A 12,848-nucleotide genomic window follows, 5' to 3' on the forward strand; every position below is an offset into this window, starting at 1 on the left:
TTTATTTAGTTTTTTAGGCTATTTTTTCTCGGAGCAATTCGCTTTTTCAGTCCTCGGAACCCGAGAACATGTTGAAGATGTTAATCTTCTCCAGCATCTCATCGATAAACGATTTCTCCGAGTTATCATCCGTATGCGGCATCAGAAGCGCAGGTGCGGCAGTGCCGTTTCTGAACTGCTCATCGCCGACTATGACCGTTGCCTGCGCCATCAGGCTTCCGTATCTGCACGTAATGTATGAACTTCCGCGTCCTTTTGCCGTCATGAGACCGTCCTGCGTAATCTCTATGACCTCGGGATTCGTGACCGACCATTCGGGGAAGACAAGCCTGTTCTGACCCGAGGAATCCTTTGCCGATGCCACGAACTGCACGGTATCGCCGACCAGAGCGCCTACTCTGTCGGGCGTAATCATCATGTCCGTCAGCACAAACGAGGTGCTGTCATCATCGATAACGAGACCCCACTCGGTATGGATATCCGAACCGTATCTGTTTACGGTCTTGAGGCTCACGTCGTAGATGCCCGGCGCTTTAAATCTGTGCACGGGATTCTCCTCGGTCGAGAATTCGCCGTCGCCGAAATACCAGAGATATTCGGTCGGACTTCCGGTAGTGGTGCTCGTAAACCTGACCACGGGGCTCTTTGCAGTGCTCTCAGCAGCGTAAGCGTAGACGAATGCCGACTCGGGCTTGCCGCCGACCTCGATGTAATCCTTACGATACTCGACGACTTCGCCGTATTTGCTGTAAGCCGTAAGACTTACGTCATATGTTCCGGCACGGATATAGTTATGATACGGGTCTTTGAGAACCGAGCCAACGCCGTCGCCGAAGTTCCAGAGATGTTTATCGTAGCTTCCCGTTATCGTCGAATGGAATCTGGTGACGAACGGAATCGCGCCCAGAGTGTTCTCGCAGGTGAAGGTTACCGTAGGCAGTTCGCCGACCGTTACATAATCCTTTATCACCGAGACATCGTTTCCGAACCTGTTCGAGACCGTAAGGGTCACGGTGTAGACTCCTGGCTTCAGATAGGTGTGCGTCGGCGCTCCCTCGGTCGATGTGCTGCCGTCACCGAAATCCCAGACATAGTTTGTCGCGGTTCCCGGGGATATCGAGGATATACCGCGGAAGGTGACGCTTAAGGGCGCAAGTCCGTCCAGAACCGAGGATGCCGTAGCCGAAAATCCTGCCTTCGGCGCCGCAACCGAATTTATCCTGAAGTATGCGATATTGGATCTGCCGTTTGTCTGATCAATCCAGACAATTCTCTCGCCGGAGATCTTCGGCGATATCTGGTCGCCGCCCGTCCTGCATGCCGATGCCGAGATGCCCGTATAGAGATCGTAAATCCAGACATCCGAATCGCCGCTCACGTAGGACTCATAGACAATTATCGATCCCGATACGCAGGGATGGCGGCAGTCATAACTGCCGTCCGTGATATCGACGGTCTTGCCGCTCTCGAGATCGTGCATGACTACCCTGTAGTGTCCGCCGGCAGTCTTCATCTCCCAGACTGCTTTGTTGTCCGCGACCGAGTAATCGCCCGGGACTCCTTTGGCAATCAGCTGCGGAGTGCCGCGCGGGTTGCTTATCGCCATTCTGTAGAGATTGCCCTTCTCGACCCAGTAGACATAGCCGCCGGAGATTGTCGGCGACAGCTTGTCACTGGTGCCGGACTGGTGGAAGAGATACGACTTGCCCGTCTTCGTATCCTTCATCATGATATTGATGAACCCGCCGTAGCGGCTGTCAAGCCAGACCGCATAGCCGCCCGCATAATCGGGGCTGCCCTGATTGGCCGGATACGGGTCAATGGTGCCTTTCTGACGGGTTATCATGAAATAGCCGTTTATCTGCGAAGGCGACTGATAACTGCTCCTTTCGCCCCACAGGACATAATTTCCGGAGAGCGCAGGGTCAACATCCGAGTATTGCGTCTTTGTAACGAGCAGTTTTTTTCCGGAGAGCAGGTTGTAATAGTAGATGTTCTGCTGCGCCTGACTGTTCTTACCCTCGACCCAGATCAGTTTGCCGCCGTCGATATCGAGATTCCAGCGCGCCATGTTGTCGTCCGTGATAAATCTGAGATCGCCCGCGACGGTATAATCCAGAGTCTCGGCTGCGCCTGCGGGTGCGGCAAGTGAACAGACAAATATCGCGAGAAATAAAGAATAAACCGATAATCTTCCAATTTTAGCGGACATAAGCAACCACGGAAACACAGACGGCATATCTTTGCGGCAATAACCCGCGGAATTATCCGCGCAAAATACCGCAACATTAACCTGTATATAGTAATTTAAGCGCGTATTAAAAAAAAGTTGCTTTAACGTGCAAAGTTCATTGAGCGAGGTCTTTGCCGGGGATTAAAAAAATAAAATATTATCTGAGACATCTGAGAAATATATCCCGAAATCACTTCTTCGGCTTGAACTCGTCGAGATCGGACTGATATGTGCCGGCGATAAAATCGATGTGCCGCGGGCAGGACTTCTCGCCTTTTATGCAGAGCGGATACTCGCCGGTAAGACATCCGAGGCAGAGATCGTCATAATTATGCCCCGTTGCGCGAATGAGCGACTCGATTGAGATATGGTGCAGCGTGGTCGCGCCTATCTTCTCACGGACCTCCTCGCAGGAGAGTTTGCTTGCAATCAGTTCCTCGCGTGTCGGCATGTCAACTCCCAGATAACAGGGGGCAATGATTGCGGGAGAACCCACTCTCATGTGAATTGCGCGGGCACCTGCGGCACGGACAAGGTCCACGAGGCGGCGCGATGTGGTGCCGCGGACAATCGAGTCGTCCACAAGAACGACGGACTTGCCGTTCAGGTGCTTCTTTACGGGATTCAACTTGATTCTGACGGCATTCTCGCGCATCTTTTGAGTCGGCATAATGAAGGTTCTGCCCATATACCTGTTCTTTATGAGACCCTCGCGGAACGGAATACCCGAGCTCTCGGAGTAACCCGTTGCATGAGCCGTTCCCGAATCGGGTACCGGCGAGATGATATCGGCATCAATCGGCGCCTCAAGATGAAGCGATTTTCCTATGCGTCTTCTCACATCATAGACGAGCTGACCGTCGATAACCGAATCGGCGCGTGCAAAATAGATATACTCGAAAATACAGAGGGCATGGCTCGATGCCTCGGCTATCTGAACCGACTCGACGCCGGAGGCGGAGATTGTAACAAGCTCGCCGGGGTTGACGTCGCGGATGAACTCCCCGTTGAGCGCATCGATTGCCACCGATTCCGAGCAGACGATATGACCCTCATGAGTCTTTCCGAGACAGAGCGGACGAATACCCAGAGGGTCGCGGAAAGCATACACCTTATCGTCGACAAGAACAACGACCGAATACGACCCTTCGAGCTTCTTCATGCACGCAAGGACCGCATCCGTCATCGAATTGGATACTCTCAGTTCGTCGACGATGATCTTGCCGATAAGCTCGGTATCGGTTGTCGTGCAGAAGGTCTGACCGCGGTCTTCCTCAAAATAGTTTCTTAATTCAACGGTATTCGTCAGATTGCCGTTGTGGACAACGGCGATATTTTTTCCCTGAAACGTAAAATTGAACGGCTGCACATTCTCGGGGATCTTTGCGCCCGTCGTCGGATATCTTACATGCCCGACACCGACATTGCCCTTAAGCGATGAGAGAACGGATGCATCGAAAACTTCGGAAACCAGCCCCTGCCCTTTGTGTTTAAAGAGCTGCGTGCCGTTAAAAGTAGTGATTCCCGCGCTTTCCTGCCCCCTGTGCTGCAAGGCATACAGGGCATAGTAAAGCGGGAATGAAACGCCGCCAGCATCGACGATGCCAACGATTCCGCACATAATTTCAGTGGGTAGGTACCCTTGACTTCTTGGTTACCCAGTTATACTTGCGCAGTTTGCTGGATCTGCCGAAACCGCAGGCGGAGCATACTTTATCGCGCTTGTGGTAAGACATCTTACCGCATCTTCTACAGATTACATGTGTCTGAGTCTGTCTTTTTCCTCTTGATGGAGTTCCTTTCATCTTAATTCACCTTGTTAAAAAATTATCATTTAGAGTTCTCAGTTGACTGACGGCGAGATATAAATCACATTATCGCCGCGAACAATCAATGTTGCGAATTTCGAGACAGCACCGTCAGTCTCCTCTTCTGCGTTCTCAAGTACAAGATTCATATGAATATCGTAGCCCTGAAGTACGCCGCGAATTTCTCTCCCGCCCTTCAGGCTGACAATAACAGGCTTCTGATTCAGAGCCTTATCTAAAATTTCCAACGGTCTTTGTGTCATGAGATTCCCTAATTAGTTTTATGAGGATTACTATAATTGCGAGCGTAATCTACATAAATATAGCGCAGACCCCTCCCGCATGTACATCGGAAAAACGCACATAGCGGGTTTTCGATGACGGTATTTAAGGAAACGCACGCGCTCCCGCAACTGCCGGCAACATTCCACTACACGCGACAGCCCGCCATATCAGATGACAGTCCGGCATATCCGGCATATCCGATAACAGCCTCTTAAGATTGTACTAAGATAGAGTAATTACACCATACGGTAAATAATGAAAGGGAATCATGAACGGTAATCAGATACTTACCGATTCATAAAATGCACTATTAAGAAAATTAAGATTAGTGAGATTATTAAGATAATTAAGATATTTCAGATATTTAAGGCGATTAAAGATGGGCAAACTGACAGTAAGAAAGAGATATGCGGTTCGAAAATCCAAGCTTTCCGAGATATACAAAAAACTTGAGGCAACCATAGGCAAGAGCGCCGAACTCTTCAAGTCGGATATGGTGGAAGTCGCCGAGTTGTCCGGCGGCGAGATCGTGGTATATCTCCTCGACAAAAAGCCGCATCTGATGGAGGTTAACGGCAATATCTTCCCGACACTCCGCGGCGCCGTCGAAAAACCCTTTGATAAGCGAAGAATCGTCGTCGATACCGGCGCCATACCCTTCATGGTAAAGGGCGCAGACCTCATGCGCCCCGGCGTTCTTGAGATCTCCTATGACGTGAAAAAAGACGAGCCCGTCGTTATCGTGGACGCCAATCACAAAAAACCGCTGGCAATCGGCATTGCCCTCCTGGAAGCGGACGAGATGCAGAGTGCGCAGTCCGGAAAAGTCGCTAAAAATATCCACTATGTCGGCGACGACCTCTGGAATCTGGAGATCTGAATTCCGCCGCGTTTCATGCCGCGGTCTGCGGCGCGACCCCGATAACTCCGATAAAATACAAAAATAATACACAAAAGTCGGACCCGCAGCGCGACCCGCACCACCGACCTTAATGGATACAGTTAAATAAAATTCAGTCGACATTTTGTTATTATGGGAAAGATCTCTTCTCTTTTTAAAAAGAACAATCAGCCCGATGAAGCAGACTACATGGAGCTGGACTTAGCCTCCATCGAAAAGACCACGCCCGGAGAGGGTCCGGCATCAATGTACGTCAAGATAGCTACAATAAACGAGCTCCGCGACACGCCCAGAATCAAAGACGAGGTCTACAACGGAAATATCGTTATCGTTGATATCGGACGGTTAAAGATGGACAAGATAACATACGAGCGCGTATTGAAAGACCTCCGCGACGTTGCCGCAGACGTGAACGGCGATATCGTCGGTCTCGGCGACCAGAAATACGTAATTCTCACACCGATGTCCGTAAAGGTCTCGCGCGAGAAGATCGGGGGGGTATAAACTTCCGTGCGGCGCGTAATGACCGCACCCTGCCCAAACTGTTCAAAAGAGATTCAATATATATATCAGACCGAAAGGATACCGTATTTCGCGGAAGTGATGTTCGCATCGGCAGTCTGCGACTGCGGTTTCAAATCGGTCGAGACTTATGTCATGGGCGACGGCGAGCCCGTCAGATATACTTTTAGAGTTGAAAATGCCGACGATCTCTCCGCCCGCGTCATCAGAAGCAGTTCCGCCGAGATGCGCATACCCGAATTCGGTATCGAGGTGACGCCGGGACCCATGTGTGAGGCATTTATCTCGAATGTGGAAGGGGTGCTTCTCAGAATGAGCGATGCGCTCGATACGATTGCACGCACCGCGACCGATGAAGAGAAAGAGAAGATTGCCGCATTGAAAGAGAAACTTGATGCGGCACGCGATGGGAACTTCGAATTTACTCTTGTCATCGAGGACATGAGCGGCAACTCGGGCATTGTCAGCAAGAAGGCGGCTAAGGAGATACTCCCAAAGACCGCGCAGGAGACCGCCGCCTGAGGATACGGGATTGTACTGACCGAAGAACAGGATTTAAGGCTGCGTTGAATCGGTTTAAAACAATTCACGGCAAAATCAAACCGAATTTTTCTTTTTTATGATAGGCAGTTATTTCAGAAAGGACCTTGAGGAGAAAGTCGCCGAACTCGGCGCGGAGATTGAGGCGCTTAAGAAAGAGAACGATAAACTCAGAACGCGGCTTTCAAAACGCGAGGAGAAAGCGCAGAGCGATCCCGTGCGCTATCAGGAGACGGTCGAAGAGCTTAAGCGTGCCCGCGTTGAGATTGAAGCACTTAAAAGCCGCGTCGGATTTCTGGAGAGGGAGGAATCCCTTGAGGAACTCGGCGTAAATATCCGCGCAGAGAACTTTTACCTCCCGAAGAAAGGCTCACTCGAACTTCTCGATAAGATAGCCCCGATAAAGTCCTCCAAAGAGTCGCTGATAACCCTCTATCTCCGCCCGAACGAGAAGATACCCAACCGCGAGAGTCTCGGTGAGGATGTCTGCATCTATATCGAGAGCCTCAAGTCCGAGACGGGAATTATCGGTTTCTTCGATACCGAAGCCCCGTTTATCCTCTCGCTCTTTGCGGTCCCGCCGTTTCAGCCAGACAAAACCGAGATGATACGCGGTACCTCGTTTGAATGCGCCAAAGCAAAGGATATCTTCGAGCGCAGCCGGCATGCGGCATTCGTCATAGGTCATGCGGGTGAGTCGTTCATGGGATTTGCCACGGAATCGGAACTCCTGAGAGAGGAGTTCGTATCCAGCAGCGTCATGGACAAGCACAGCAAAGGCGGCTGGTCACAGAAGCGCTTCGAGAAACTCCGCGATGAGGATATCCGCCATCACATAGAGAAGGCTTCGGAGGTCTTCACTGAAATCCTTGACGAATATCGCGGAATCACGGATACGATTGTCATCGCCGGCGACAAAAAGACGGCAACGGATATCGCGGGCGCAGAGGCAATGCGCGAATATAAAACGGTTTACAGGCAGTTTGAGACAAAACCCAACAGACATTGCGGAGATAAGGCATTCAGGGAACTTTTCTCGGCAAGATGGTACAGACTGTAAATTACGAACGTAATCCGCGAAATATCCGAATTGAAAAAAAAGTGCGGGGGCTCAGAGCCTTCTCACAGCTCCGATTGCCGCGACAATGCCGATGACGGCAATCACAAACCCGAATCCGGGGGATGCCTGTGTCGGAACGGGTGTCGGTACCGCGGTTGCCTCGGTCGGCACCGCAATTACGGGAACATAATCCTGCACGCTGCCCTTGGGGACAACCTCAATTGTAAAGACCGAGAATGGCTGTCTGCCTACAGCCGATGCGGAACTGCAAAGACCTGCGGAGGCTTCTCCTTTTACGAAGGTCACGGAGAGTTCCTGAAGGCAGCCTTCGGGGCTCTTAAAGACATGGCGCTCGCCCGGAATCATCTGCGCATCCGAGGGGTAGTTCTTCTCGTTCCAGCCCTGCACTACCTTTACGTAGGCGGAACTTGCCGTGCAGACCGAGCCCGAACAGGAGTCGCAGTCGGGCGCGGTATCAAAGGTTACCTTGAAGTTGTTCTGGAAAGAGTTCACAATCTTTGACGGATCGCCGAATGAGGCGAGGAGGAACTTGCCGGCAGGGTCGGTGCCGTCAACCTTTGAGACCGTCACCCATGCCGCCTGCGAAGATACCCCCGTGAATGTCGCCTGGACCGTATCGCCGACGCTTAAGTAGGCAAGCGCTTCCGAAGACGGCGCAGTGCCGGTTATTTTATGATCGGCGGCGAATTGAACCGATATTCCCGTCCATGTGACGCCGTTCCACATCTTATCCGCATATATGTCAATGGTGCCCTTTGCCTGATTGACATTCGTAATCGTTCCCGCAACCGTAGTCTCCTGCACGGCTGCCGCGACCGGCGCCGCCGCAATAAGCAGGATAACTGCCGCCGCAATCAATTTTATCGATAATCTCATTATTTCACCCTCTTTAAGAATATAATCAGCCTTTGGGCTGTGATATGAAAAAAGTATGTGTTCTTTTCAGGTTTTTATGGTCGGCGAAGGTCACCTTGACAGGCACAGCTTTTTACCGAGTTCCTCCGCCGCATTCATGATGTCAGGTCTGCCCCCGATTCCGCCGTATTTATCCATTGCATCCGCGGTAATATTCTCGGAATACGTAAAACCCGCGTCATTGAAGAGGGCACGCACGGTCGGATACGCGGAGTCGAAGACGGTCGGCATGTCCATGCCGGCGGTCGAGATAAAAACACCGATATGCGTCTTCAAATGCTCTTCGCTGTATTCGGTCTCGTTCGTCCTGAACCTCCTTGCCCAGAGGTACTGACCGCGGTCTATGAACCCTTTCATCTCGGCAGTCACGGTCATGGAATATATCGGGGATGAAAGAACGAGTATGTCACAGACGGTGATTATTTCCTCGAATACCTGCGTGAGATCATCCTTCATGACGCATCTGCCCGTTTCGTGACATTTGTTGCAGCCCATACAACTTTTGTACTTCAGTTTTTTCAGCATCACCTTGGTGATCTCCGCACCCGCGGATTCCGCGCCTTTAAGGAAGCAGTCCGTAAGTTTCTCGGTATTTCCGAGATGCTTGGGACTTCCGATTATTGCAGTTACCTTTACCATTTCATACCGCCCGCATTTTACCTATTCTTGTTTCCGATTATTCTTTCCGATTCCTGTTTCCGATTCGTGTATCCGATTCCGATTCTATTACTCTGATTCCAACAGACTTCTAATTTATCATAGCGGTTATCTTAGCCATGACGCCGTCGGCAAGAGCCTGCGCATCCTCTTTTGCGCCCGCCATATTCTTAACCGCACCTTTCTCATCGGCGCCGCCGACAAGGAGATACTCGATATTTTTGTTCCCGATTCCGCAATGATGGAAGAAGCACTTCATTACGGCAACCGACGGCTTAAACATGCCCTCGTCGGGCTGACCTGCCGTTGATATAAAAACGCCGATTCGTTTTCCCTTTCGTTCGGGTTCGACGGTCTCCAGATTTAAAACATCCTTTTGCGACCGAAGAACCTGAACGCGGTCGATAAACGCTTTTGCCTGCGCACATACGCCGACGCAGTATATCGGCGCCGCAAACACTACGATATCGGCGGCGAGAACCTTATCGATAATGCCGATAAAGTCATCGGAGATAAGACACTTTCCTTTCTTCTCGCAGGCATTGCAACCCCTGCACGGATTGATATCGTAATCCGAGAGGATTATCTTCCCGCACTCCGCGGATTCATGCTTTGAGGCGGCTTCGATAAACCAGTCCAGAAGGGTCTCGGAGTTGCCGTGCCTTCGCGGACTCGACGATATGCACAGAATTTTGACGATCATACATTCTCATGATTTCAATACAAAATTACTGCTTATTAAGATTTGCGGCAGTTTGCAAGACAGAAAAAATAGGATAATGACGGATCTTATGATGAATCCGCCGGATTACTCGGAGTATATCTCTTCGAGCTTGCTCTTGCCGTAGACATACGCCGGCATTCCGGCAAGAAGGAAAGCTACGCGAAGTCCTTCTTCAATCTCCGCCTTCTTTATACCTAGATTCTTTGCGCCGCTTATCTGTGCGGAAACCGCATGCTCGTCCCTCAGTGCCGCCGCTATCGCAATCGCGATTACCTTCTTTGTCTGGCGTGTCAGTGCTCCGTCATCCCAGACCATCTGGTCAAATGCCATAACTTTCTCGAACATCTCGGGATCCGTCTTTTCGAGTTCCTTGAAGATTACCGGCACCTTGCCGATTTTCTGTCCGAGTTTGTCCATTTCGCAGCACATCTTGCCTTTGCCGTTTTTATTCATTCCGCAGGTCATTTTTGTCTCCTGTTTACTCGTTTATATTTTGATAAATGTACTCGTATGTTTAAATGTTTTCCCATGATACCGCAGGATACGGTATTTGGATTCGGTATTTGGATACGGTAATTGGATGCAGTAATTTTAAATTATCCTGTTTAACAATACAATTATCATGACATGTCAGATTCTTGCAATAATGGGAAGCCCAATCCCCGACGGCAACATTGCAAAACTGCTTAAAGCGGCAAAAGAAGGAGCGGAAGAGTGCGGTTGCACGGTTTCGGTGATAGATGTGACGGCTCTTAAATTCTCGGGATGCATGGAATACTTTTACTGCAAACAGAACGAGGGTTGCATGATTCACGACGACATTACCCAGATTATCAAAAGGGTGAAAAATGCGGACGGCATCATCCTTGCGGCGCCGGTCATGACAATGGGCTTTCCCGGGATGATTAAATCGTTCATAGACAGGATGCAGCCGTTTTTCATGGCGAAATATATCCGAAAAGAGCCGATGATCACGAAGAATCAGGCAAAATGGAGAAAGACCCTCCTCATTTCAATCGGCGGCATGAACGTCGACAACGACTTCGACGGAATCAGACTCACGACGAATGCCTTCTGCGATATCGTCGATTCGAAACTCTATGCCGAGGTCCTTCAGAACAATATGGACAGTATCGGCGATGTCGCGTCAAAAGAAGGGCTTCTTGAAGAGACACGCAGGGTATCAGCCGAGATGTGCAGACAGATCATCGCGGATAAAGAAAAATACGGCAATTGAATCAGACCGATTCGGGCATCAGCCCCTCTTTTTTCAGGCTTACCCAGCCCTTTTTTGTCACGATAACGTGGTCCAGAACCTCGATACCAAGGATATTTCCCGAGTTGCAGAGTCTTTTCGTGACATCGAGATCTGCCTGCGATGGCTTCAGATTCCCCGACGGATGATTGTGCACGAGTATCACGGAGGCACATCTCTCGACAATCGCGTCCGCAAAGACCTCACGCGGATGGACAAGGCTCTGATTTAACAGCCCTTTGCTTATCGTATGCCTCTTTATGACCTCGCATGCGCCGTTTAACGTAATACAGATGAAGTATTCCTGCTGCTTCGAGCGGATATCCTCCACAACCGGCAGCACGTCTTCGGGACAGCTTATCTTTACAACCTTGCTGTCATCTTCCATGTAACGTCTGGAAAGTTCAAAGACGGCAACGATCTGCGCCGCTTTTGCCATACCCATCCCCGTGACTTCGAGAAGCTCCTTATAAGAGGGGTCGCCACCGGTTTTATCGAGAATCTTCTCTATATCCGCGGATATCTTCGTCACATCGCGACCGCTTACGCCGCGACCGAGTATCGCGGAGATAAGTTCCCTGTTAGAGAGTGTTCCGACGCCTTTCTTCGCTATCTTCTCACGCGGTCTGTCATCGTCATAGAGGTCGGTTATCTTCGGCATTACAGAATAGTCTTTTTTGAGTGGGGACTTATAGATTTAGCGATTTTGAAAAACGGAACATCATAAGGACTTATTTAGTGTTCATCAATGCGTGCATCGGGACACGAATCGGGGCGGGAGGGGCATTCGTCATCACCCGCATTATCAAAAAACATATATCAAAAAACTGCCTATTCTCTGTTATAAACATAGGTGACTGAAAAATGACAACAATGGAAAACGCAGCGGCGGCATACGCAGGTGAATCACAGGCAAACAGGAAATACAGCAATTTCTCTGAGAAAGCGGAGTCGGAAGGCTTCCCGATGGTAGCCAAGCTCTTTAAAGCGGCATCCGAGGCAGAGGCAATTCACGCAAAGAGACTTCTCTTCGTTATGGACAAGATAGGCTCAACCGAAGACAACCTTAAGGCATCCGTCGCCGGCGAGACCGACGAGTTTGAGACGATGTATCCGGGATTCATCAAGACCGCGGAGGCGGAAGGAAAGACCGAGGCAAAGGCAGTATTCACACATGCGATGAAAGCCGAAGAGGTTCATGCAGGCAAATACAAAGAGGCACTGGCGGCAATCTCAAAGGGCTCGGATATCTCGGCAAAGAAGATCTTCCTCTGTCCCGTCTGCGGTAACATAGAGTATGACGAAGCACCTTCGACATGTCCTATCTGCGGCGTTCCTGCAAGAATGTTCAGAGAGATTGAATAAACGGGATGAATAAAATAAATTATAATCCTTTTTTAAAATCTATTTAAAAACCACCTTAAAAGACCATATTTGAATGCTATTTTTAATTATTTTCAGGCATATCCGACGGCTTCGGGATCGGGGACCGTATCATTTGCGAGAGGCTTTGCGTTTACCTCTTTATGCGTCATACTGAGGTCGCGGCATTTCGCGTAGAAAGAGTTGAGCGACTGCTCGAATTCAGCCATTTTATCCTGCTTATAGTATTCTTTTGCATCCCGATATATTTCGTTTAAAGAGGAGACATCCTTCCCCTGCATGCGCATCTCGGATAACAATTCTTTCATGAACGCAAGTTCTTCGGAGGCATCGTGCAGAGATATAGATACCGAAGATACGGGCGTGATATTGCCGGCGGCGCCCGTGTCGCTGCGGACATTGTCGCCCGGAGCACCCGTGCATCCGCAGGAAAGAGCGGTTGCAAAAACTGCGATAAGCGTTAAACCCACTGCCATTCTTCTTGTATTCAATCCAATCAGGTCCCTTATATTGATATTTACGGAGATACCGACCCGTATCCCCG

At 50.1% G+C, this 12,848-nt stretch carries 16 protein-coding genes; 6 read left to right on the forward strand and 10 right to left on the reverse strand.

Annotated elements, in window-relative coordinates:
* Window positions 1-46 precede the first annotated feature (46 nt).
* The 4 genes from T502_RS09190 to T502_RS05175 form a co-directional block, all read right to left on the reverse strand.
* The gene (locus T502_RS09190; RefSeq protein WP_052359177.1) at window positions 47-2,212 is read right to left on the reverse strand and encodes a PKD domain-containing protein; all 2,166 of its coding nucleotides are present in this window, start codon (window positions 2,210-2,212) and stop codon (window positions 47-49) included.
* Between the two features lie 211 nt (window positions 2,213-2,423).
* Window positions 2,424-3,854 carry an amidophosphoribosyltransferase gene (gene purF / locus T502_RS05170; RefSeq protein ID WP_042706071.1) on the reverse strand — a complete coding sequence of 477 codons (1,431 nt, stop codon included), beginning with the start codon at window positions 3,852-3,854 and terminating at the stop codon, window positions 2,424-2,426.
* A gap of 4 nt (window positions 3,855-3,858) precedes the next feature.
* The gene (locus T502_RS08765; protein WP_084173062.1) at window positions 3,859-4,038 is read right to left on the reverse strand and encodes a 50S ribosomal protein L37e; all 180 of its coding nucleotides are present in this window, start codon (window positions 4,036-4,038) and stop codon (window positions 3,859-3,861) included.
* A gap of 38 nt (window positions 4,039-4,076) precedes the next feature.
* A complete protein-coding gene (locus tag T502_RS05175) occupies window positions 4,077-4,304 on the reverse strand; it encodes an LSM domain-containing protein (RefSeq protein ID WP_042706072.1) in 228 nt (75 codons plus the stop codon).
* Between the two features lie 401 nt (window positions 4,305-4,705).
* On the opposite strand from T502_RS05175, the gene T502_RS05180 reads away from it, so the two are divergent.
* The 4 genes from T502_RS05180 (at window position 4,706) to T502_RS05195 (ending at window position 7,349) form a co-directional block, all read left to right on the forward strand.
* Window positions 4,706-5,206 carry an RNA-binding protein gene (locus T502_RS05180; RefSeq protein WP_042706073.1) on the forward strand — a complete coding sequence of 167 codons (501 nt, stop codon included), beginning with the start codon at window positions 4,706-4,708 and terminating at the stop codon, window positions 5,204-5,206.
* Between the two features lie 153 nt (window positions 5,207-5,359).
* Entirely contained in the window at window positions 5,360-5,731 is a 372-nt protein-coding gene (locus T502_RS05185) for a cell division protein SepF (protein WP_042706074.1), read from the forward strand.
* A gap of 18 nt (window positions 5,732-5,749) precedes the next feature.
* Complete coding sequence (locus T502_RS05190; protein ID WP_245597765.1) at window positions 5,750-6,271, forward strand: ZPR1 zinc finger domain-containing protein; 522 nt, start codon at window positions 5,750-5,752, stop codon at window positions 6,269-6,271.
* A gap of 97 nt (window positions 6,272-6,368) precedes the next feature.
* A complete protein-coding gene (locus T502_RS05195) occupies window positions 6,369-7,349 on the forward strand; it encodes a Vms1/Ankzf1 family peptidyl-tRNA hydrolase (protein WP_042706076.1) in 981 nt (326 codons plus the stop codon).
* A 51-nt stretch (window positions 7,350-7,400) separates the two neighbouring features.
* On the opposite strand, the gene T502_RS05200 is transcribed toward T502_RS05195, so the two are convergent.
* The 4 genes from T502_RS05200 to T502_RS05215 all read right to left on the reverse strand — a co-directional run bounded on the left by T502_RS05200 (window position 7,401) and on the right by T502_RS05215 (window position 10,131).
* Window positions 7,401-8,246 (reverse strand): hypothetical protein, encoded by an 846-nt coding sequence (locus tag T502_RS05200; protein WP_042706078.1) that lies wholly within the window; start codon window positions 8,244-8,246, stop codon window positions 7,401-7,403.
* Between the two features lie 90 nt (window positions 8,247-8,336).
* Window positions 8,337-8,924 (reverse strand): flavodoxin family protein, encoded by a 588-nt coding sequence (locus tag T502_RS05205; RefSeq protein ID WP_042706079.1) that lies wholly within the window; start codon window positions 8,922-8,924, stop codon window positions 8,337-8,339.
* 109 nt (window positions 8,925-9,033) lie between these two features.
* Complete coding sequence (locus tag T502_RS05210) at window positions 9,034-9,645, reverse strand: flavodoxin family protein (RefSeq protein WP_042706080.1); 612 nt, start codon at window positions 9,643-9,645, stop codon at window positions 9,034-9,036.
* A 105-nt stretch (window positions 9,646-9,750) separates the two neighbouring features.
* The gene (locus tag T502_RS05215) at window positions 9,751-10,131 is read right to left on the reverse strand and encodes a carboxymuconolactone decarboxylase family protein (protein ID WP_245597766.1); all 381 of its coding nucleotides are present in this window, start codon (window positions 10,129-10,131) and stop codon (window positions 9,751-9,753) included.
* Between the two features lie 157 nt (window positions 10,132-10,288).
* On the opposite strand from T502_RS05215, the gene T502_RS05220 reads away from it, so the two are divergent.
* Window positions 10,289-10,903, forward strand: a complete 615-nt coding sequence (locus tag T502_RS05220; protein WP_042706081.1) for a flavodoxin family protein — start codon at window positions 10,289-10,291, stop codon at window positions 10,901-10,903.
* Between the two features lies 1 nt (window position 10,904).
* On the opposite strand, the gene radC is transcribed toward T502_RS05220, so the two are convergent.
* On the reverse strand, window positions 10,905-11,582 hold the full coding sequence (gene radC, locus T502_RS05225) for a RadC family protein (RefSeq protein WP_042706082.1): 678 nt from the start codon (window positions 11,580-11,582) through the stop codon (window positions 10,905-10,907).
* Between the two features lie 203 nt (window positions 11,583-11,785).
* Between radC and T502_RS05230 the strand changes: the two genes are divergently transcribed.
* Window positions 11,786-12,286: a rubrerythrin family protein gene (locus tag T502_RS05230; RefSeq protein ID WP_042706083.1), complete on the forward strand. Its 501-nt coding sequence runs from the start codon at window positions 11,786-11,788 to the stop codon at window positions 12,284-12,286.
* 92 nt (window positions 12,287-12,378) lie between these two features.
* Here T502_RS05230 and T502_RS05235 read toward each other — a convergent pair whose 3' ends face one another.
* Window positions 12,379-12,780 (reverse strand): hypothetical protein, encoded by a 402-nt coding sequence (locus T502_RS05235; protein ID WP_042706085.1) that lies wholly within the window; start codon window positions 12,778-12,780, stop codon window positions 12,379-12,381.
* Window positions 12,781-12,848 lie beyond the last annotated feature (68 nt).

The sequence above is a fragment of the Methanomicrobium mobile BP genome (genome assembly GCF_000711215.1).
GTDB classification, from domain to species: Archaea; Halobacteriota; Methanomicrobia; order Methanomicrobiales; family Methanomicrobiaceae; genus Methanomicrobium; species Methanomicrobium mobile.

Excerpts from the sequence above, each read along its gene's own strand:
- T502_RS09190 (WP_052359177.1), bottom strand. The coding sequence starts at position 2,212 with ATGTCCGCTAAAATTGGAAGATTATCGGTTTATTCTTTATTTCTCGCG.
- purF (WP_042706071.1), bottom strand. The coding sequence starts at position 3,854 with ATGTGCGGAATCGTTGGCATCGTCGATGCTGGCGGCGTTTCATTCCCG.
- T502_RS08765 (WP_084173062.1), bottom strand. The coding sequence starts at position 4,038 with ATGAAAGGAACTCCATCAAGAGGAAAAAGACAGACTCAGACACATGTA.
- T502_RS05175 (WP_042706072.1), bottom strand. The coding sequence starts at position 4,304 with ATGACACAAAGACCGTTGGAAATTTTAGATAAGGCTCTGAATCAGAAG.
- T502_RS05180 (WP_042706073.1), top strand. The coding sequence starts at position 4,706 with ATGGGCAAACTGACAGTAAGAAAGAGATATGCGGTTCGAAAATCCAAG.
- T502_RS05185 (WP_042706074.1), top strand. The coding sequence starts at position 5,360 with ATGGGAAAGATCTCTTCTCTTTTTAAAAAGAACAATCAGCCCGATGAA.
- T502_RS05190 (WP_245597765.1), top strand. The coding sequence starts at position 5,750 with ATGACCGCACCCTGCCCAAACTGTTCAAAAGAGATTCAATATATATAT.
- T502_RS05195 (WP_042706076.1), top strand. The coding sequence starts at position 6,369 with ATGATAGGCAGTTATTTCAGAAAGGACCTTGAGGAGAAAGTCGCCGAA.
- T502_RS05200 (WP_042706078.1), bottom strand. The coding sequence starts at position 8,246 with ATGAGATTATCGATAAAATTGATTGCGGCGGCAGTTATCCTGCTTATT.
- T502_RS05205 (WP_042706079.1), bottom strand. The coding sequence starts at position 8,924 with ATGGTAAAGGTAACTGCAATAATCGGAAGTCCCAAGCATCTCGGAAAT.
- T502_RS05210 (WP_042706080.1), bottom strand. The coding sequence starts at position 9,645 with ATGATCGTCAAAATTCTGTGCATATCGTCGAGTCCGCGAAGGCACGGC.
- T502_RS05215 (WP_245597766.1), bottom strand. The coding sequence starts at position 10,131 with ATGACCTGCGGAATGAATAAAAACGGCAAAGGCAAGATGTGCTGCGAA.
- T502_RS05220 (WP_042706081.1), top strand. The coding sequence starts at position 10,289 with ATGACATGTCAGATTCTTGCAATAATGGGAAGCCCAATCCCCGACGGC.
- radC (WP_042706082.1), bottom strand. The coding sequence starts at position 11,582 with ATGCCGAAGATAACCGACCTCTATGACGATGACAGACCGCGTGAGAAG.
- T502_RS05230 (WP_042706083.1), top strand. The coding sequence starts at position 11,786 with ATGACAACAATGGAAAACGCAGCGGCGGCATACGCAGGTGAATCACAG.
- T502_RS05235 (WP_042706085.1), bottom strand. The coding sequence starts at position 12,780 with ATGGCAGTGGGTTTAACGCTTATCGCAGTTTTTGCAACCGCTCTTTCC.